The 19,419-nt window shown below is 59.3% G+C and carries 19 protein-coding genes; 6 read left to right on the top strand and 13 right to left on the bottom strand.

Annotated features, from left to right (window positions below):
• Positions 1 to 67: 67 nt before the first annotated feature.
• The 3 genes from ubiB to ubiE are packed head-to-tail and all read right to left on the bottom strand — an operon-like array spanning position 68 to position 3,062.
• On the bottom strand, positions 68 to 1,672 hold the full coding sequence (gene ubiB, locus PMI22_RS02385; RefSeq protein ID WP_007948970.1) for a ubiquinone biosynthesis regulatory protein kinase UbiB: 1,605 nt from the start codon (positions 1,670 to 1,672) through the stop codon (positions 68 to 70).
• Positions 1,669 to 2,292, bottom strand: a complete 624-nt coding sequence (locus tag PMI22_RS02390; protein WP_007948969.1) for a ubiquinone biosynthesis accessory factor UbiJ — start codon at positions 2,290 to 2,292, stop codon at positions 1,669 to 1,671. Before PMI22_RS02390 ends, ubiB begins: the two co-directional genes overlap by 4 nt.
• Positions 2,292 to 3,062 (bottom strand): bifunctional demethylmenaquinone methyltransferase/2-methoxy-6-polyprenyl-1,4-benzoquinol methylase UbiE, encoded by a 771-nt coding sequence (ubiE, locus tag PMI22_RS02395; RefSeq protein WP_007948968.1) that lies wholly within the window; start codon positions 3,060 to 3,062, stop codon positions 2,292 to 2,294. The genes PMI22_RS02390 and ubiE overlap by 1 nt, the downstream gene beginning before the upstream one ends.
• A gap of 155 nt (positions 3,063 to 3,217) precedes the next feature.
• Between ubiE and PMI22_RS02400 the strand changes: the two genes are divergently transcribed.
• From PMI22_RS02400 to PMI22_RS02410, 3 genes are all read left to right on the top strand, one after another.
• Entirely contained in the window at positions 3,218 to 3,493 is a 276-nt protein-coding gene (locus PMI22_RS02400) for a polyhydroxyalkanoic acid system family protein (RefSeq protein ID WP_007948967.1), read from the top strand.
• 251 nt (positions 3,494 to 3,744) lie between these two features.
• On the top strand, positions 3,745 to 4,167 hold the full coding sequence (locus PMI22_RS02405; protein WP_007948966.1) for a phasin family protein: 423 nt from the start codon (positions 3,745 to 3,747) through the stop codon (positions 4,165 to 4,167).
• A 10-nt stretch (positions 4,168 to 4,177) separates the two neighbouring features.
• Positions 4,178 to 4,969: a phasin family protein gene (locus tag PMI22_RS02410; RefSeq protein ID WP_007948964.1), complete on the top strand. Its 792-nt coding sequence runs from the start codon at positions 4,178 to 4,180 to the stop codon at positions 4,967 to 4,969.
• 196 nt (positions 4,970 to 5,165) lie between these two features.
• Here PMI22_RS02410 and PMI22_RS02415 read toward each other — a convergent pair whose 3' ends face one another.
• The 9 genes from PMI22_RS02415 to argS form a co-directional block, all read right to left on the bottom strand.
• The gene (locus PMI22_RS02415) at positions 5,166 to 5,786 is read right to left on the bottom strand and encodes a TetR/AcrR family transcriptional regulator (protein WP_007948962.1); all 621 of its coding nucleotides are present in this window, start codon (positions 5,784 to 5,786) and stop codon (positions 5,166 to 5,168) included.
• 59 nt (positions 5,787 to 5,845) lie between these two features.
• Positions 5,846 to 7,528: a class II poly(R)-hydroxyalkanoic acid synthase gene (gene phaC / locus PMI22_RS02420; RefSeq protein ID WP_007948961.1), complete on the bottom strand. Its 1,683-nt coding sequence runs from the start codon at positions 7,526 to 7,528 to the stop codon at positions 5,846 to 5,848.
• Positions 7,529 to 7,649: 121 nt separating this feature from the next.
• Positions 7,650 to 8,504: a poly(3-hydroxyalkanoate) depolymerase gene (gene phaZ, locus PMI22_RS02425; RefSeq protein WP_007948960.1), complete on the bottom strand. Its 855-nt coding sequence runs from the start codon at positions 8,502 to 8,504 to the stop codon at positions 7,650 to 7,652.
• A gap of 83 nt (positions 8,505 to 8,587) precedes the next feature.
• Complete coding sequence (gene phaC / locus PMI22_RS02430) at positions 8,588 to 10,267, bottom strand: class II poly(R)-hydroxyalkanoic acid synthase (RefSeq protein WP_007948959.1); 1,680 nt, start codon at positions 10,265 to 10,267, stop codon at positions 8,588 to 8,590.
• Between the two features lie 257 nt (positions 10,268 to 10,524).
• Positions 10,525 to 10,896, bottom strand: coding sequence for a gamma-butyrobetaine hydroxylase-like domain-containing protein (locus PMI22_RS02435; RefSeq protein ID WP_007948958.1), 372 nt, complete (start codon positions 10,894 to 10,896; stop codon positions 10,525 to 10,527).
• A gap of 97 nt (positions 10,897 to 10,993) precedes the next feature.
• Positions 10,994 to 12,334, bottom strand: a complete 1,341-nt coding sequence (gene hslU, locus PMI22_RS02440) for an ATP-dependent protease ATPase subunit HslU (RefSeq protein WP_007948956.1) — start codon at positions 12,332 to 12,334, stop codon at positions 10,994 to 10,996.
• A 55-nt stretch (positions 12,335 to 12,389) separates the two neighbouring features.
• Positions 12,390 to 12,920 carry an ATP-dependent protease subunit HslV gene (hslV, locus tag PMI22_RS02445; protein WP_007948954.1) on the bottom strand — a complete coding sequence of 177 codons (531 nt, stop codon included), beginning with the start codon at positions 12,918 to 12,920 and terminating at the stop codon, positions 12,390 to 12,392.
• Between the two features lie 228 nt (positions 12,921 to 13,148).
• On the bottom strand, positions 13,149 to 13,859 hold the full coding sequence (locus tag PMI22_RS02450) for an SPOR domain-containing protein (RefSeq protein WP_007948953.1): 711 nt from the start codon (positions 13,857 to 13,859) through the stop codon (positions 13,149 to 13,151).
• Position 13,860: 1 nt separating this feature from the next.
• Entirely contained in the window at positions 13,861 to 15,597 is a 1,737-nt protein-coding gene (gene argS, locus PMI22_RS02455; RefSeq protein ID WP_007948951.1) for an arginine--tRNA ligase, read from the bottom strand.
• Here argS and PMI22_RS32295 point away from each other — a divergent pair.
• The gene (locus tag PMI22_RS32295) at positions 15,596 to 15,718 is read left to right on the top strand and encodes a hypothetical protein (protein WP_274517765.1); all 123 of its coding nucleotides are present in this window, start codon (positions 15,596 to 15,598) and stop codon (positions 15,716 to 15,718) included. The two genes, argS and PMI22_RS32295, sit on opposite strands and share 2 nt — an antisense overlap.
• Before the next feature lie 102 nt (positions 15,719 to 15,820).
• Here the strand turns inward: PMI22_RS32295 and PMI22_RS02460 are convergent, their stop codons facing one another.
• Positions 15,821 to 18,040, bottom strand: coding sequence for a primosomal protein N' (locus PMI22_RS02460; RefSeq protein ID WP_007948950.1), 2,220 nt, complete (start codon positions 18,038 to 18,040; stop codon positions 15,821 to 15,823).
• Between the two features lie 168 nt (positions 18,041 to 18,208).
• On the opposite strand from PMI22_RS02460, the gene rpmE reads away from it, so the two are divergent.
• A complete protein-coding gene (rpmE, locus tag PMI22_RS02465) occupies positions 18,209 to 18,439 on the top strand; it encodes a 50S ribosomal protein L31 (protein WP_007899231.1) in 231 nt (76 codons plus the stop codon).
• Between the two features lie 14 nt (positions 18,440 to 18,453).
• On the top strand, positions 18,454 to 19,254 hold the full coding sequence (locus tag PMI22_RS02470) for a thermonuclease family protein (RefSeq protein ID WP_007948949.1): 801 nt from the start codon (positions 18,454 to 18,456) through the stop codon (positions 19,252 to 19,254).
• Positions 19,255 to 19,419 lie beyond the last annotated feature (165 nt).

Genomic DNA, 19,419 nt, shown 5'->3' with positions numbered 1-19,419 from the left:
ACAGGCGTGAATCAAACGTGAGTGCTGCGAACATCGCTTGAAGCTTATAACTTGCAGCTGATTCGTGCTATCGGCGAACGACCAGATACAAACCGACGGCCATCATGATCCCGGCCGGCCAATAAGCCATTTGGTTCAGCGGCCCCCCGGCGGCGAGGATCGCGCCACCGGCCAGATGGGCCGTGCCGAGCAGCCGCAGGAACCAGTCGTCACGACGTCGGTGCCACGGGGGTGGCGGGTCGTAGGCGTGGGGTTGGGACATGCGTTCGAGCAGGTCGCGGGCCATGTTGGCCAGGTGCGGCAACTGTTCGAACTGGCTTTGCACGTTGCCGAGCAAGGCTTTAGGGCTGACACGCTCGCGCATCCAGCGTTCAAGGAACGGTTGCGCGGTGTTCCACAAGTCCAGGTCCGGGTAGAGCTGACGGCCCAGGCCTTCGATGTTCAACAGGGTTTTTTGCAGCAATACCAGCTGCGGCTGCACTTCCATATTGAAGCGTCGGGCGGTCTGGAACAGGCGCATCAGCACCTGGCCGAAGGAAATATCTTTTAACGGTTTTTCGAAAATCGGCTCGCACACGGTGCGGATCGCCGCTTCGAATTCGTTGAGTTTGGTTTCCGCCGGCACCCAGCCCGAATCGATGTGCAATTGCGCCACGCGACGGTAGTCACGCTTGAAGAAGGCAAAGAGGTTGCGCGCCAGGTAGTCCTGATCTTCCGGCGTCAGGCTGCCGACGATGCCGCAGTCGATCGCAATGTACTGCGGGCTCCACGGATTGACGGTGCTGACGAAGATGTTGCCGGGGTGCATGTCGGCATGGAAGAAACTGTCACGGAACACCTGGGTGAAGAAAATCTCCACGCCACGCTCAGCCAGCATTTTCATGTCCGTGCGCTGGTCGGCGAGCGTCGTCAGGTCGGTGACCTGGATGCCGTAGATACGTTCCATCACCAACACTTTCGGCCGGCACCAGTCCCAATAGACTTGCGGCACGTACAGCAGCGGCGAGCCTTCGAAGTTACGCTTCAACTGACTGGCGTTGGCCGCTTCGCGCAGCAGGTCGAGTTCGTCATAGATGGTTTTTTCGTAGTCGCTGACCACGTCCACCGGGTGCAGCAGGCGCGCGTCGGCCGAGAGCTTTTCGGCGGCGCGGGCCAGAATGAACAGCCACGCCAGATCCTGGGCAATAATCGGTTTGAGGCCTGGGCGGATCACCTTGACCACCACTTCCTCGCCGGTTTTCAGCTGCGCGGCATGCACCTGCGCCACCGAGGCGGACGCCAGGGGCTCGACGTCGAAGCGACTGAACACTTCACTGATCTTTTTGCCGAGCTGTTCTTCGATCAGCTTGACCGACACTTGCGAGTCGAACGGCGGCACGCGGTCCTGCAGCTTCATCAGCTCATCGGCGATGTCTTCCGGCAACAGGTCACGGCGGGTGGAGAGAATCTGCCCGAACTTGATGAAAATCGGTCCAAGGTCCTGCAACGCCAGGCGCAATCGCGCGCCACGGCTCAAGTCCAGCGTCTTGCGCGGGAACCAGCGCCACGGCAGCGCGTACCGCAGTGCCAGCAGGAACCAGGGCAGCGGCAGGGCAAACAGCAGGTCATCGAGGCGGTAACGAATCACAACGCGCTGGATGCGCAACAAACGGCGGACGGCAAGCAGCTTCATGCGTTATCGCTTGGGTCGAGGGATCGGGAAAGGCGCTCGAAGTGCGCCTCGAGACGTTCCAGATCGAGTTTGATCTGGTCCAGTTCACTGAATCGGGCTTCGGCTTCGCGCTGACCGACGAGGGTGCGCGACTCTTCTGCAAGGTATTCGCCCAGGTTTTGGCCCAGGCTGGCAAACCCTTGCTGATACCAGCGTGCGCGGCTGCGCAGGTGGCCGCCGACCAGTTGCGTGGCCACCGGGCCCAGCCAGCGTGAGAGTTCGTACTCCCAGTCCAGCTCCAGGTCCTGAAGGATCGCCGCCAGTTCCAGCAGCACGCCGCTGTCACCGTCGAGTTCGACTTCAGGGCCATGCAGGACCGAGGTCTTGTCCGTGCTCATCGCCAGTTTCAACAGGCTGGAAGCCGGTGCGCGCAAGGTGCAGTCGGCGCCGGTTTCCCAATGAGCGGCCAGCATCAGGCCTTCGTCACTGGGCAAGATGAACAGCTGCAACGCCGGGCTGCGACAGTCGACGGCAATCACCCGGCCGCTCAAATGCGCCAGCCGCGGCAGCGCTGTGCTGTCGAGACGCAGCACCCGGTTAAGGCCGAGTTCAACGCTGGCGAGCAGACCGGCCAGCAACATCAGGGTTTGATGCCACGGTGCAGGGCGACGATGCCTGCCGTCATGTTGTGGTAGGTCACGCGGTCGAAACCGGCCTCGACCATCATCGACTTCAGGGTTTCCTGATTCGGGTGCATGCGGATCGATTCGGCCAGGTAGCGATAGCTTTCCGAGTCGTTGGTGATCAGCTTGCCCATCAGCGGCATGAACGCGAACGAATAGGCATCGTAGGCTTTGGACATCAGCGCGTTGGTCGGCTTGGAGAACTCCAATACCAGCAGACGACCGCCAGGCTTGAGTACGCGCAGCATCGAACGCAGTGCGTCTTCCTTGTGCGTCACGTTGCGCAGGCCGAAGGCGATGGTCACGCAGTCGAAGTGATTGTCCGGGAACGGCAGCTTTTCAGCGTCTGCCTGAACAAATTCGACATTGCCGGCCACACCGAGGTCCAGCAGGCGGTCACGACCGACCTTGAGCATGGATTCGTTGATGTCGGCCAACACCACCTGGCCGGTCGGGCCGACGAGGTGCGAGAATTTTTTGGTCAGGTCGCCTGTACCGCCAGCGATGTCCAGCACGCGATTGCCGGTGCGCACGCCCGAAAGCTCGATCGCGAAACGCTTCCACAAACGGTGCATGCCGCCCGACAAGAGGTCGTTCATCAAGTCGTACTTGGCGGCTACGGAGTGGAAAACCTCAGCGACTTTTTCCGCTTTTTGGCTTTCCGGAACGTTTTTGAAACCGAAGTGAGTGGTGGGTTCGGCATCGCTGCCTTTGCGCTGATCAGTCATATCGCTGTCACCAGAAGAGAATGCGGGACATTCTAATCCCCAAGGCATGCTTTGTCTTGGCAAGGCTGAAGGTAAGATGGGCAACCACCGGGACGTTTTGACGCAGCAATGGTCAAGATGCTTCAGGAAAGTATCCACAAAGCAGGAGTCATTCGATGGCCCGTATTAGTGTTGAACGTGCCCACGGCCTGGGTAAGGAAGCGGCCCGCGAGAAGGCCAACATGCTGGCGCAGAAACTGTCCGATCAATATGGCCTGGAGCCGCAGTGGTCCGGTGACACGCTGAACCTCAAGCGCTCGGGCGTCAAAGGCGCGGTGCATGTCAGCGAGGATTCGATTCGCGTCGATGTGGAATTGGGGCTGATGATGTCGGCCATGAGCGGCATGATCAAATCGGAAATCGAAAAGGCCCTCGATAAAGCGTTGGTCTGATCCCGTTCCTTTTGTGAATCGAGATCCCTGTGGGAGCGAGCCTGCTCGCGATGACGGAGTGTCAGTCGACATCTAAGTCGGATGATGGACCGCTATCGCGAGCAGGCTCGCTCCCACAATTTTTTGTTGTGGTGCTCCCGAAGGTTTATGTCAGTTGTTAGGGTGCCGTTTCTAATTTTTCTCCCTACTTTGTGCCCAAGCCCGACACTTTCGCGGGCCGTTCCTCAAACCTTCTGAGCGTGAGGTGCACCATGGCCAAAGTAATTTTGAAGAAAAAAATCGACGCATCGACCACTGCACTGGGCGACGTTAAATCCTATGCCCGCAAGATCTGGCTAGCAGGCCTGGGTGCCTACACCAAGGTCGGTCAAGAGGGTGGCGAGTACTTTCAAGAGTTGATCAAGGCTGGTCAAACTGTTGAAAAGAAAGGCAAAAAAGTAGTGGCCGAAAAACTTGAAGCCGCCAATGCCGAGATCGTTGAAGCCAAGAGTGAAGTGAGTACTTTCAAAGGCAAGGTCGAAGTTCAACTCGACAAGGTCGAGAAGGCTTTTGACTCGCGTGTCGCAAGTGCCTTGAATCGTATCGGCATTCCGTCTAAACATGACGTTGAGACACTCTCTGCTAAGCTCGATGAGCTGACGGCATTGCTCGAACGCGTCGCGCGTAAATCTTAAGGAGAACGGGATGGCTGGTAAAAAGAACACCGAAAAAGAAGGCAGCTCGTGGATCGGGAAAGTCGAAGACTACTCCCGCAAAATCTGGCTGGCTGGTTTAGGCGTGTACTCGAAGATCGACACTGACGGCAGCAAGCTCTTCGATACATTGGTCAAAGACGGCGAGAAAGCCGAGAAGCTCACCAAGAACGCTGTCGGCAAGAAAGTCGACGCCGCCAAGGATTCTGCTACTTCGGCCAAGTCACGTATCACTGGCGTTAAAGATCGTGCACTGGGCAAGTGGGACGAGCTGGAAGGGGCTTTCGACAAGCGTCTGAACAGCGCCATTTCGCGCCTCGGTGTACCGAGCCGCAACGAAGTGAAAGCACTGCACAGCAAGGTCGACACGCTGACCAAGCAAATCGAAAAACTCACCGGTGCCAAGGTTGCGCCTGTAGCGGCGAAAACCGCAGCGGCAAAACCAGCGGCTAAAACCGCTGCCAAGCCACTGGCAAAAGCAGCTGCCAAACCAGCGGCCAAGCCTGCAGCCAAAACTGCCGCAGCCAAGCCAGCGGCCAAACCGGTTGCTGCTAAACCTGCTGCCAAACCGGCAGCCAAGCCAGCAGCAAAACCTGCTGCAGCGAAGAAGCCCGTGGTGAAAAAACCGGCAGCGCCGAAAGCCGCCGCACCAAAACCAGCAGTGGCAGCTGCCAAGCCGGCAACTCCGGCCGCACCGGTCAGTGCATCGAACTCTTCAACCGCGCCGACCCCTGCTGTAACCCCGACTGTAGCGCCAGCAACGACGCCAACCAGTCAGTCCTGATTTCAGGGCTCAAAAAAACGCCCGGCCTGCAAAGGTCGGGCGTTTTTGTTTGTGCAGGGATTTAAGGTCACTACAAAACCAATGTGGGAGCGAGCCTGCTCGCGAAAGCAGTGTGTCAGTCGACATCAATGTTGAATGATATGCCGCTTTCGCCGGCAAGCCGGTCTCGCTCCCACACGGTCATCTGTGGTCAGGACTACTCGTGCGCTTCCAGGTATTCAAGTGCCATCTGCTCGGTAGCGACCTTGATCGGCGGCAACAAGTGCGGTGCCACCAACATCATGATCTGGTACACCACCAGCCTCACTTCACCCTCGCGATCCAGAATTCGCTGGTAGTCCAGCGAGAACAGCAGCGTCATGGTGATTTGCTCTACCAGTTGTCCCAACGCCTGGGTGTCGCTGACCAACTGCCCTTGGGCCTTCAACCGCGCCAACAATGACGCCAGCGTGCGCTTCAATGCATTGAGCAGGTTGCGTATCCCCTTGGCCAGTTTTGGCAGGCGCCCGGCGAGGTTCGACAGGTCCTGGAACAGAAACCGGTAATGCGCCAGACGTTCGACGATCAAGTGCAGGAACAGCCAGTAATCGTCCGGTGCCAGTTCCACATCGGAGGGTGGGTCGAGCAACGGTGCCAGTTCAGACTGAAAGCGTTCGAACAACCCCAGAATCAGCGGCTCCTTGCCGTGAAAGTGGTAGTAGAGATTGCCAGGGCTGATGCCCATCTCATTGGCAACTTCCATGGTGGAGACGTTCGGTTCGCCTTTCTCATTGAACAACTGCAATGCACATTCGAGAATCCGGTCGCGGGTTTTCATCCAGTCTTCTTATTGATCGAGTCAGGCCACGGCCAGCGTCGGCCGTGGTGGGTTGAACGTCAGCGCACTCGCACGTAAGTACCGGGTGCTGCCTCCTGCGGTGGATAGTTCTGATTGCCAAGGGTCGTGTGGGTTTCTTTTAGCGCGCCAGAGCGTTGCTGAATCCACTCCAGCCATTGCGTCCACCAACTGCCGTCGACTTGCTTGGCGTCGTAGTACCAGGCCCGTGGGTCGCTGCTCAATTTCGGGCCTTCGACATAGTTGGCTTTCGGGTTGCTCGGTGGGTTGAGAATGCTCTGCACGTGACCGCTGTTGGACAAGACAAAACGTCGCTCACCCCCCAGCAGCAGTGTCGAGCGGTACACGGCATCCCATGGCGTGATGTGGTCGTTGATGCCTGCGACGCTGAAACTGTCGACGGTGACTTTCTGCAAATCGATGGGTGTGCCGCACACTTCAAGGCCGCCCGGATGAGTCAGCGGGTTGTGTTTGAAGAAATCCAGCAGATCGCCATGAAAGGCTGCCGGTAGTCGCGTGTTGTCATTGTTCCAGTAGAGGATGTCGAACGCTGGCGGTTCTTTGCCGAGCAGGTAGTTGTTGACGAAATAGCTCCAGATCAAGTCGTTGGGACGCATCCAGGCGAACACCTTCGCCATGTCGCGACCCTCCAGCACGCCTTTCTGATAAGACTTGCGCTTGGCGGCCTCAAGGGTCTGTTCGTCTGCGAAAAGCGTTGCCGGGGAGTCCATTTGACTGTCGAGCAAGGTCACCAGATAAGTTGCGCTGGACACTCGCCGCAGTTGCCGTTTGGCCTGCAAGTGGCCTTGCAGCGCAGCGATGGTCAGCCCGCCGGCGCACGCGCCCATCAGGTTGACCTCGCGTGCACCGGTGATCGCCCGGCAGACATTCATCGCTTCTTCCACGGCTTCAACGTACGTCGATAGCCCCCATTCGCGATGGCGCACATCCGGATTGCGCCAGCTGATCATGAAGGTTTGCAGGCCATTCTTCAGGGCGTACTGGACGAAGCTGTTTTGCGGACTCAGGTCGAAAATGTAGTACTTGTTGATTTGCGGCGGGACCACCAGCAGCGGTTTTGAATACTGTTTTTCGCTCATCGACTTGTACTGGATCAGTTCCAGCAGTTCGTTGCGAAACACTACGGAGCCGCTCGTCGTGGCAACGGTTCGTCCCACTTCGAACGCTTGCTTGGTGACTTGCCGGGGCAGGCCGTCGTTGTGCAAGAAGTCGTCGAGCAGATGGCTGATGCCCCGCACCAGGCTGCTGCCGCCAGAATTGAAGATCTCCTTGATCGCCAGCGGATTGAGCAGGGTGTTGGTCGGCGCCACGGCGTCATTGAGCAAGGCAAACGCAAAGTGCGCACGGGCTCGATCGTCGGGGGACATCGCGCTGTCGTCAATCCAGCTTTTGACCTGTTTCTGCCAGCTCAGGTAAGCCTGCAGGCTGCGCCGATAAAAAGGGTTGAGACTCCACGCGGGGTCGTTGAAGCGACTGTCCTGCGGATTGGTCGGGTGCAAGGTTTCACCCAGCAATACGCGGCCCAATTGACCGCCCAGTTTCAAGGCGTGTCGGGCGCTATGCACCGGGTTGCGCAAACCGTGGGCCGCCACACTGCGCAGAGTCGAAATCAGATCCCGGCCACGCAGGCCGGTAATCGCACTCTGTGCGTTGATGAACGTGGCGGGAGTAGGCAAATGGTCTCTCGCTGGTTTGTCGCGCATGTCTCAACACTCCTTCGTTTCAAGCCAAAAACAAACACACTGAACCAGATCACCATAGACGTTGTTGTGGGTTGTTGCGCGGCGCGGCGTCCTGCCGGCCTCCAGGCAAGAGCCTGCGTCCTTAGCTTCTCAACGGCGATGGATGCGGATGCATCACGGCACGCTGACGTTCTTCTTCGAGGAATTTCATGATGATCGGTGCTACCGCTTCGGCGCGAGTAATCAGGAACAGATGCCCGTCATCGATGATGTGCAACTGGGCATTGGGAATTCGCCAGGCCAGCAGGCGCATGTTGACCAGCGGGATCAGTGGATCATCGTCGCCTGCCAGGACCAGGGTTGGCTGATTGATCTTGTGCAGCCAGTGGATGCTGGTCCAGCCAAAGCCGGCAAACAGTTGCCAGTAATAACCGAGCTTGCCCGCCGAACGGACTTTCGCCGCGTGGCTGGCCGCCAGGGTCGGATCGCGACGGAAAGCGCCGCCATAGATCATCGGTGCGATGCGAATCACGTGGGACGGCTGGATGTAGCGCCGTGGGCTGGCCATCATCCATAGCACTTTCGGCTTGCCCGGCACCATCACCGCGCCGGCCGCCGTGGCCGCCAACACGAGTTTCTTGCAACGCTCGGGGTAGGAGTACGCAAACTGCTGCGCAAGGGCGCCGCCCCAGGACACGCCGATCACGTTGACTTGTCCGTAGTCGAGGTAGTCGAGCATCCGCGCCGTGAGTTTCGCCAGGCCCGGAAAGCGATAAGGCCGACTCGGTGTCGACGAGCCGCCGACACCGGGTACGTCGAATGCAATCACTTCCAGGTCCGGGTCCAACGCCGCGACGAACGGAAACACCAGCTCCAGGTTGGCGCCGATGCCGTTGAATATCAGCAAGGGCGTCAAGTGAGGCTTGCCGGGGCGTACCGCCGTGCGGAGGGTCTGGCCATCCAGGTCGACGGTACGAAAAATAAACGGTTGCGGCATGCTTCAGGCCCTGTGGGTTAATTCATCCCTGACCCCCTGTGGGAGCGAGCAGGCTCGCTCCCACAGGGGGTGGGGTGTGTCAGTTACCGCTCATGTACATAAGTGCCCGGTGCTGCTTCGCCGGCGGTGTAGGTTTTGTTGCCCAGGCTGGTGGGCGCCTTTTTCATCTTGCCTCCACGTTCGGCTTGCCATGCCTGCCAGTGCAGCCACCAGGAATCGGTATGCTTGGTGGAGTTCTCCTGCCACTCTTCGGCCTTGAGGGGCATCTCGCTGCTGGTCATGTAGCGTGATTTAGGATTGCCCGGCGGGTTCAGAATGCTCTGGATATGCCCGCTGCTCGACAGCACGAATTCGACCTTGCCACCGAACAATTGCGCGGACTTGTAGCAGGACTTCCACGGGGTGATGTGGTCGCTGGTGCCCGCCAGGCAATAGATGTCCGAGGTGACTTGTTTCAGGTCAATCGGCGTACCGCACACTTCCAGTGCATTGGGGCGGATCAGTGGATTACTTTTGAACATTTCGATCAGGTCGCCGTGGAACGCGGCCGTCAACCGTGTGGTGTCGTTGTTCCAGAACAGGATGTCGAACACCGGTGGTTCGTTGCCCAGCAGGTAGTTGTTGACCCAGTAGTTCCAGATCAAGTCGTTGGGGCGCATCCAGGCAAAGACTTTCGCCATGTCGCGGCCTTCCAGCACACCGGCCTGATAGGACTGGCGCTTGGCGGATTCCAGGGTTTGCTCATCGACGAACAGGGCGACGTCGCTGTCCAGGGTGGTATCCAGCACGCTGACCAGCAGCGTAAGGGAGTTGACCTTTTTCTCGCCGATTGCCGCGTAATGGCCCAGCAGCGCGGTGCAGGTGATGCCACCGGAGCAAGCGCCGAGCATGTTGATGTCTTTGCTGCCCGTGATGGCGCTGACCACATCGACCGCTTCCTTGAGCGCTTCGATGTAGGTCGACAGGCCCCACTCGCGCTGCTCCTTGGTAGGGTTGCGCCAGCTGACGATAAAGGTCTGCAGATTACTGCGCAGGCAATAGCGCGCCAGGCTCTTGTCCGGGCTCAGGTCGAATACATAGAACTTGTTGATTTGTGGCGGTACCACCAGCAGCGGGCGCTCGAGCACTTGCTCGGTGGTCGGCTTGTACTGGATCAGCTCCAGTACATCGTTGCGGAACACCACGGCGCCTTCGGTTACGCCCAGGCTCTTGCCAACTTCGAATGCGCCCATGTTGACCTGGCTCGGCATGCCGCCGTTGTGCACCATGTCCTTGGCCAGATGGGAGAGGCCGTCGAGCAGGCTTTTGCCGCCTGTTTCGAAGAAGCGTTTGACCGCCGCCGGGTTGGCCGCCGAGTTGGTCGGGGCCATGGCTTCGGTCATGAGATTGATCACGAAATGCCCGCGAGCGACATCCTTGGGTGACAGATTACTGTCGCCGATCCAGTCGTGGAGTTCCTTGCGCCACGCCAGGTAGGTTTGCAAATAACGTCGATAGAGCGGGTTCTGAGTCCAGGCCGGATCGTTGAAACGACGGTCTTCAGGTGTCGGTTGAAGCGCAGATTTACCAAACACCACGTTCTTCAGTTCAAGGCCGAAATGCGCAACATGCTTGGCACTGTGAATCGGTTGTCTGATGGCCTGTCTGAGCACCATGCGAGCAGAAGCCAAAAGATCCTTACCGCGCAGCCCAACGACTGGATTCAGCCCCAAGGTGTTTTCCGAGGCTTGTGATTTCAAGTCATCGTTATTCTTATCACTCATCTACGACGCTCCATTGCCTTGAGACGAGTACCTGGGGCTGACTAAGTAGTCAAAAATCCAATGCCAGGTACTGCAACTTGGGTGACCAATAATTCTGCATCGCTGCTTTTAGTTCAGAGAGCATTGCAGGGAACTTGCCAGTTCCATTGGTTACCCGAGTTTAATTTTTTTCGCAAGCAGGCCATTCATTGACCTTTGAGCCGAGCATTCAAACAGATGAAATTAGAAAATGCCTTCTAAAGAGCAAGAGGGCCGATTTAGAGCATTAGTTTGACGATGGATTCGTTCGGGTCGCGGGTTTTTCCGGCGGCTTTGAGCTCGGCAAGATAGTCTTCCCAGAGTGCGTCATAACGTCGCGCCAGTTCGTACAGGTATTCCCAGGTGAACAGGCCGCTGTCGTGGCCGTCATCGAAGGTCAATTTGAGTGCGTACTGACCGGCCGGTTCTACCTTGGTCAGGCCGACGTTGATCTTGCCAAATTGCAGGATGGGTTTGCCGTGGCCCTGGACCTCGGCGGAGGGAGAATGCACGCGCAGAAACTCGGCGGGCAGGTGATATTCCTCGCCGGACGCGTATTTCAGCGTCAGGGTTTTCGAGGCTTTGTGCAGTTTGATGTCGGTGGGAATCATAGGAAAAGCCTTCAGCTGCAAGCTACAAGCGGCAAGCTTAACTCAGCTTGCCGCTCGCGGCTTGCGGCTTGCAGCTTGCAGCTTGCAGCTTGCAGCTCTACAGAATGTAGCGCGACAGGTCTTCGTTCTGCGCCAATTCACCCAAGTGGCTGTTCACGTAGTCGGCGTCGATCATGATCACCTTGTCGTCATGGGCGCTGGCCAGATCACCGGCGCTGAACGACACCTCTTCAAGCAAACGCTCAAGCAAGGTGTGCAGGCGACGGGCCCCGATGTTCTCGGTCTTCTCGTTGACCTGCCAGGCGATCTCGGCAATGCGCTTGATGCCGCTCGGCTGGAACTCGATGCCCAGGCCTTCGGTTTTCAGCAGGGCGCAGTATTGCTCGGTAAGCGATGCATGCGGTTCGCTGAGAATGCGCTCGAAATCTTCAGGCGTCAGTGCCTTGAGCTCGACGCGAATCGGCAAGCGGCCTTGCAGCTCCGGCACCAGGTCGCTCGGCTTGCTCAAGTGGAACGCGCCGGAAGCAATGAACAGGATGTGGTCGGTCTTGACCATACCCAGCTTGGTGTTGACGGTGCAGCCTTCGATCAGCGGCAGCAAGTCACGCTGTACGCCTTCACGGGATACATCGACACCGCCGGAATTACCGCGCTTGGCGACCTTGTCGATTTCGTCGATGAACACGATGCCGTGTTGCTCGACCGCTTCCAGCGCCTTGGCCTTCAACTCTTCTTCGTTGACCAGGCGACCGGCTTCTTCGTCGCGCACCAGTTTCAGTGCTTCCTTGACCTTGAGCTTGCGGCTTTTCTTCTTGCCCTTGCCCATGTTGGCAAACAGGCTCTGCAACTGGTTGGTCATTTCTTCCATACCCGGAGGCGCGGAGATATCGACGCCGGCCATTTCGGCGACTTCGATTTCAATCTCCTTGTCGTCCAGCTGACCTTCGCGCAGGCGCTTTCGGAACAGCTGGCGGGTGTTGGAGTCGGTTGGCGATCCGGCGTCTTCGTTACTGAAACCCATGCGTGCCGGTGGCAGCAGGGCGTCGAGGATACGATCTTCGGCAGCGTCTTCGGCGCGGTGGCGAACCTTGGTCATTTCCTGTTCGCGCAGCAGCTTGATGGCCGCGTCTGCCAGATCACGAATGATCGATTCAACGTCGCGGCCCACATAGCCGACTTCTGTGAATTTCGTTGCTTCGACTTTGATGAACGGCGCGTTGGCAAGTTTGGCCAGGCGGCGGGCGATTTCGGTTTTGCCGACACCGGTCGGGCCGATCATCAGGATGTTCTTGGGGGTTACTTCAACGCGCAGCTCTTCTGGCAGCTGCATCCGGCGCCAGCGGTTACGCAGCGCGATGGCGACGGCGCGCTTGGCATCGTCCTGGCCGATGATATGGCGATTGAGTTCGTGGACGATTTCACGGGGAGTCATGGACATAGTATTTAGCGGACCTCAGGCAAGAATGAGCCGTGGCGCGATGGCCAACACGGACTTACTCGGCGCAGTCCTGCTCCTCAATGGTCTGAGTGTGATTGGTGAATACGCAGATGTCGCCAGCGATGCCGAGGGCGGTTTCGACGATTTCCCGGGCTGACAGATCGGTTTTCTTCAGCAGCGCGCTGGCAGCGGCCTGGGCATAACCGCCGCCGGAACCCATGGCGATCAGGCCTTCTTCGGGTTCGACCACGTCACCGTTGCCGGTGATGATCAGGGAGGCGTCCTTGTTGGCAACCGCGAGCATGGCTTCAAGGCGGCTGAGGGTGCGGTCGGTACGCCATTCTTTGGCGAGTTCGACGGCAGCGCGAACCAGGTGACCTTGATGTTTCTCAAGCTGGCCTTCGAAACGTTCGAAGAGGGTGAAGGCGTCAGCCGTGGCCCCGGCAAAACCGGCGATAACCTGGCCGTGGTACAGGCGGCGAACTTTCTTCGCGTTGCCTTTCATCACGGTATTGCCGAGAGAAACCTGGCCGTCGCCGCCCATGACGACTTTGCCGTGGCGGCGAACTGAAACGATGGTGGTCAAGGGAGAGTCTCCACGCAGGGGGGCGAAAATGCCTTATGCCAACTCATATGGGGGTGGTGGAGCGTTTTTCAACTGTAGGACGCGGCGGGAGACGAGCGGTGTGAGTCTGTGGGGGATGATTGTTCCCACGCTCTGCGTGGGAGCGCCTCTAGGGGCGCTCTGCGTCCAGTGGCGCGGAGCGTCACGGGCTGCATTCCCACGCGGAGCGTGGGAACGATCAGAGGAGGATCAGCGGCTTTGGCGTTGTTGTAACAACAGGTTGCTAAACCCTGCGCCGGCCAGTTGTTTCTGTGCGGTCGTCAGTTGTTCGCGGTTGCTGAACGGCCCGACCAAAACGCGATACCAGGTCTCATCCTTCACGGTGCCGGACTCAACCGCCACCGCCTGACCCAGCAGAATGATCTGCGCCCGAACCTTGTCTGCGTCAGTCTGTTTGCGGAACGAACCGGCCTGCAGGAAGAACTTGGTCACTGGCGCCGCTTTCGACACCGGTGGCGCTGGCGGCGGTGTAATCCCGGCCAGAGCAGCCTGAGCTCGCGCCGTATCAATCTTCGCCGCTTCCGCAGGCGTGACCGGCGTGGTCGGAATGGCCGGCACCTGTGGCGTCGGCAGGGTTTTCTCCGGCACGGCATCCGGCGGCACAATCACTTCCGATTCCGGCAGCAGGGTGTAGAAGTCGTATTTCGGCTTCACCGGTTGCGTCGGGCTCGGCGGGGTTTTATTGGCCTCGGCGATCTTGGTGGCTTTCTGTTGCTGTTCCACCTTCTCGCGCTTGACCGTGTCACTGCCCTTGCCAGGTTCCAGTTTCATCAGGAAGACGATGAACGCGCCAACCGTCAGGCCGATGGCCATCCACAGCCAGCCCGGAATCGGCTGTTTTGCAGGAGCTTGGTAACGGCTGGCGCCACGCTTGGGTGCAGGTTTTTTCTTGGCAGCCAACTTACATACGCTCCAGAGTTTCCAGACCCAAGAGTTCCAGGCCTTGCTTGAGAGTGCGGCCGGTCAGCGCGGCGAGGCGCAGACGGCTCTGCATTTGCGCCGGGGTGTCGGCGCTGAGGATCGGGCAGTTCTCGTAGAAACTGGAGAACAGGCCGGCCACATCGTACAGGTAGGTGCAGAGGATGTGCGGCGTGCCTTTGTCAGACACGTTGTTCAGTATTTCGCCGAACTGCGCCAGTTTGGCGGCCAGCTCGTGTTCATGGGCCGCTTCCAGCACGATCTGGCCTTCGACTTCGGTGAAATCCTTGCCCAGTTTGCGGAATACGCCGGCGACGCGAGTGTAGGCGTACAGCAAGTATGGTGCGGTGTTGCCTTCGAAGTTCAGCATCAGGTCGAAATTGAAGCTGTAGTCGCTGGTGCGGTGCTTGGACAGGTCGGCGTATTTGACCGCTCCGATACCCACGACCTTGGCGATGTTGCGCAACTCGTCATCAGCCAGCTCTGGATTCTTGTCCTTCACCAAGGTGTAGGCACGTTCCTGGGCTTCGGTCAGCAAGTCGATCAGCTTCACGGTGCCACCATCACGGGTCTTGAACGGACGGCCATCTTTACCGTTCATGGTGCCGAAACCCATGTGTTCCATTTCCATCGGGTGCGTCACGAAACCGGCCTTGCGTGCCACGGCGAACACTTGCTGGAAGTGCAGGGCCTGACGCTGGTCGACGAAGTACAACGCGCGATCAGCCTTGAGCTTGCCGCTGCGATAACGCACGGCCGCCAGGTCGGTGGTGGCGTAGAGGTAGCCGCCGTCAGCCTTGACGATGATCACTGGCAGCGGGTCGCCGTCGGCGTTCTTGAATTCGTCGAGGAACACGCACTGGGCGCCATTGCTCTCGACCAGCATGCCGGCGGCCTTGAGGTCGTTGACCACATTGATCAGGTCGTCGTTGTAGGCACTTTCGCCCATCACGTCGGCCATGGTCAGTTTGACGTTCAGCAGTTCGTAGATTTTCTGGCAGTGAGACAGGGAAATGTCTTTGAATTTGGTCCACAGCGCCAGGCAGTCCGGGTCACCGGCTTGCAGCTTGACCACCAGGCCACGGGCGCGGTCGGCAAACTCTTCGGATTCGTCGAAGCGCTGCTTGGCCGCACGGTAGAAGTTTTCCAGGTCCGACAGTTCGTCGCTGGTGATCGGGTTTTCTTGCAGATAGGCCATCAGCATGCCGAACTGAGTGCCCCAATCCCCCACGTGGTTCTGACGAATCACCTCGTCGCCGAGGAATTCCAGAACGCGCGCAACACCGTCACCAATGATGGTCGAGCGCAAATGACCGACATGCATTTCTTTGGCGAGGTTCGGTGCCGACAAGTCGACCACGGTGCGCTGCACCGGGCCGGCCTTGCGTACGCCGATGTGTGCGTCGGCCAGCGCGGCGTCCAGGCGAGTGGCCAGGGCCTCGGTGTTCTGGAAGAAGTTCAGGAAGCCCGGGCCGGCGATTTCGGTTTTGCTGACGTTTTCATCGGCCGGCAGTGCGGCGATGATTTTCTCGGCCAGGTCGCGCGGCTTCATGCCGGCCGGTTTGGCCAGCATCATGGCGATGTTGCTGGCGAAATCGCCGTTCTTCTTGTCACGGGAGTTTTCCACCTGGATCGCCGGCGACAGGCCTTCAGGCAACACACCTTCGTTGACGAGTTGGGTGATGGCTTGTTGGATCAGCTGGCGAATGGTGTCTTTCATGTTGGTCTCTTTCGACCGCAAGCGCGGTACGCGCTTCGATGCGCTGGTGGAAAAACTGGGCATTATCCGTGGCGAAGACGGGCTTGCCAACTATAGCGGGCAGGTTATGGATATGTGGTGAACATTTAGCCGCCTTCGCGAGCAGGCTCGTTCCCCCCCCTGATCGGATGAACGCCACAGACTCCCTGTGGGAGCTAGCCTGCTAGCGATAGCGATCTTGAATTCAATATAAATCGACAGGATCGACATCAAGGGACCAACGCACCGCTCGTCCGCTCGGCATCTGCTCCAGCACCAGCAACCAACTGCTCAACAACCGATGCAGTGGCGCCCGTGCCGTTGCCTGCAACAACAACTGTGCACGATAACGTCCGGCGCGGCGCTCCATCGGCGCGGGCACCGGCCCCAGCAGCTCGATTCCGGCCAGGCCCTGTTCGGCCAGCAAACGCTCGGCTTCGCTGCACGCTTCGTCAAGAAACCCTTCGGCCTGTCCCGGCTTGTGTGCTTCGGCCCGTAGCAGCGCCAAATGGGCGAAAGGCGGCAACCCGGCGGAACGGCGTTCGCTCAACGCCTGCTCGGCAAAGGCGAAATACCCTTGCTCGGTCAGTTGCACCAGCAGCGGATGGTCCGCCAGGTGCGTCTGGATGATCACTTTGCCCGGCTCTTCCGCTCGCCCGGCGCGTCCGGCGACCTGAACAATCAACTGCGCCATGCGCTCGCTGGCGCGGAAGTCGCCGGAGAACAGCCCGCCGTCGGCGTCGAGAATCGACACCAGCGTCACCCGTGGGAAGTGATGCCCTTTGGCAAGCATTTGCGTGCCCACCAAAATGCACGGTTGACCCTTTTGTATGGTGGCGAACAGCTGATTCATCGCGTCCTTGCGCGACGTGCTGTCACGGTCGACCCGCAGCACCGGAAAGTCCGGGAATAAAATCGCCAGGCGCTCCTCGGCGCGCTCGGTGCCAGCGCCCACGGGCCGCAAGTCGACCTTGCTGCATTTCGGGCAACGCCGGGGCACGCGTTCGACGTAGCCACAATGGTGGCAGCGCAGCTCGCCGGAGCGCTGGTGCACGGTCATCCGCGCATCGCAGCGCTGGCACTCGGACATCCAGCCGCAGTCGTGACACAGCAACGTCGGCGCAAAGCCGCGACGGTTGAGGAAGACTAGTACTTGTTGGCCTGCGGCCAGTGTCTGACCGATGGCTTGCTGCATCGGCCCGGAAATGCCGCTGTCCAGCGGCCGGCTTTTTACATCCAGGCGCAGGAAACGTGGTTGCTTGGCCCCGCCGGCCCGTTCGTTCAGTCGCAGGAGACCGTACCGGCCGGTGTGGGCGTTGTGCAGGCTTTCCAGTGAAGGCGTGGCGGAGCCGAGGACAATCGGGATGTTTTCTTGTCGGGCGCGAACCAATGCCAGGTCGCGGGCGTGGTAGCGCAAACCTTCCTGCTGTTTATAGGAGCCGTCATGCTCTTCATCGATGATGATCAGGCCGGGGTTTTTCATCGGCGTGAACAGCGCCGAGCGGGTGCCGATAATAATGTCGGCGTCACCGTCCCGGGCCGCTAGCCAGGCTTCGAGGCGTTCGCGATCATTGACCGCCGAGTGAATCAAAGCGATGCGCGCATTGAAGCGCTGTTCGAAGCGCGCCAGGGTTTGCGGGCCGAGGTTGATCTCCGGGATCAGCACCAATGCCTGTTTGCCGGCCTCAAGGGTTTCGCGGATCAGCTGTAAATAGACTTCGGTCTTGCCGCTGCCGGTGACGCCGGCCAGCAAAAACGCGTGATAGCTGTCGAAACCTGCGCGGATGGCTTCATACGCCGCGCGCTGCTCCGGGTTGAGTGGCAATTCCGGTTGCGCCAGCCAGTGTTCGTGGCGCGCGCCGGGGGCGTGCTTGCGGATTTCTACCTGGACCAGGTCTTTGGCCAGCAACAAATCCAGGCTGTCTTTGCTCAGCATCAGTTTGCTCAGCAATTGATGAGCAACGCCGTGGGGATGCTGGGCCAGTGTCGCCAATGCTTCGCGCTGGCGTGGTGCCCGGGCAATGCGCGGATCATCCAGGCTGGCGCCCGGCGCGGCAGACCAGAAACGTTCCTGGCGCGCTTCGGCCAGTTCGCCCTGACGCAGCAACACTGGAAGTGCCCAACTCAAGGTATCGCCAAGGCTGTGCTGGTAATACTGGGACGTCCACAGGCACAGCTTGAACAGCGCCGGTGGCAGCGGCGGCGTGGCGTCGAGCAGGGCCAGCGCGGGTTTGAGCTTTTCCACCGGCACTTCGCTGGTATCGGTGACTTCCACCAGAATCCCGATCATCTCTCGTCGGCCGAACGGCACCCGCAGGCGCATGCCCGGTTGCAACTGGGCGCGCAGGATCCCGGCCGGGGCACGGTAATCGAACAGGCGGCGCAGGGGCGAAGGCAGGGCGAGGCGCAAAATGGCGTCGGGCACGCGGGGAATTCTCTTTGGGCGGGCGGTGAAGAAGGGCCGGAGCCTAGCAGACGGTCGGTCTCAGCGACAGCTTGCGTGATTGGCAATGTCTGGTAGAATCCGCGGCCTAATTACGTGCGGTATTCAACAATAGTGTTGAGTGGCGGCACGCTAGCCTGAGGAATCATCATGAAAGCCGATATCCATCCAACATACGAAATCACCGCAGTTACCTGCAGCTGTGGCAACAAGTTCGAAACTCGTTCGAACCTGGCCAAGCCTCTGGCGATCGACGTATGCAACGAGTGCCACCCGTTCTACACCGGTAAGCAGAAGACTCTGGATACTGGCGGTCGTGTACAGCGCTTCGCAGACCGTTTCGGCGCTTTCGGCAAGAAAGCTCCAGCTGCTGCAGAGTAAGGTTGAAGGGCCCGATGGGCTTTTCCTTGCTGTTGAAAAAGGCGTCCCTTGTGGGCGCCTTTTTTGTGTCCGCGATTTGGCTGACCGGCGCCCAGGCATTTTGCCCGGCGCCGAGCGGTCTGACATCGGTCACGGTGCAGCGGGTGGTGGATGGCGACACCTTGCGCCTGAGCGATGGCCGCAGTGTGCGCATGATTGGTTTGAACACGCCGGAATTGGCCAAACAGGGCCGTTCCGACGAGCCGTTTGCCGTGGTCGCGCGCCAGCGTCTTGAAGCACTGGTGGCGGCCAGCGACGGGCACGTCGGTTTACTCCCGGGTAAAGAAGGCAAAGATCGCTACGGCCGTACGCTGGCTCATGTCTATGGCACTGACGGTGCCAACCTCGAAGCGCAGATGCTTGCCGAAGGCTTGGGGTTTCAGGTGGCGGTCGCGCCCAATGTCGATTTGGTCAGTTGCCAGCAAGTCGCCGAACGCAGTGCCCGGGAGGCCGGTCTTGGCGTGTGGCGCCAATCCCCTGTGCTGAAAGCGGAGCAGATCAACGCTTCCGGTTTCGCCGTGCTCAGCGGTCGTGTGAGCAATGTTCAGCGCAATCGCGGTGGGCTTTGGATCGAGTTGCAGGATTCGGTTGTATTGCGCGTTGCACCCAATGTGCTCGGGCAATTCGATGCCTCTGCGCTGGAAAAGCTCAAGGGCAAGCAGATTGAGGCGCGTGGCTGGGTGTTGGACCGCTCGCGTCACGGCGGATTGAAATCCGGGCAGGCACGTTGGCTCCTGCCGCTTACCGATCCGTCGATGCTGCAAGCCACGCAATAAGAAAAAAATTGTAGACATTTTTGCTATTGATTGTGAACAGTCCGCCCCTTGTGTTCCGTGGCTCCTGAGCCAAAGTCGTAGGGTAGGGCGCTTGACAGGGGTGACTGGTCAGTCTTGTGGGGATTTTGCGAGGCGCGTATCCTCGCTGACCAGTCTGTCCAACAG

The sequence above is a fragment of the Pseudomonas sp. GM21 genome, assembly GCF_000282215.1.
GTDB lineage: Bacteria > Pseudomonadota > Gammaproteobacteria > Pseudomonadales > Pseudomonadaceae > Aquipseudomonas.
This window is presented reverse-complemented; position numbering and strand designations above follow the sequence as displayed.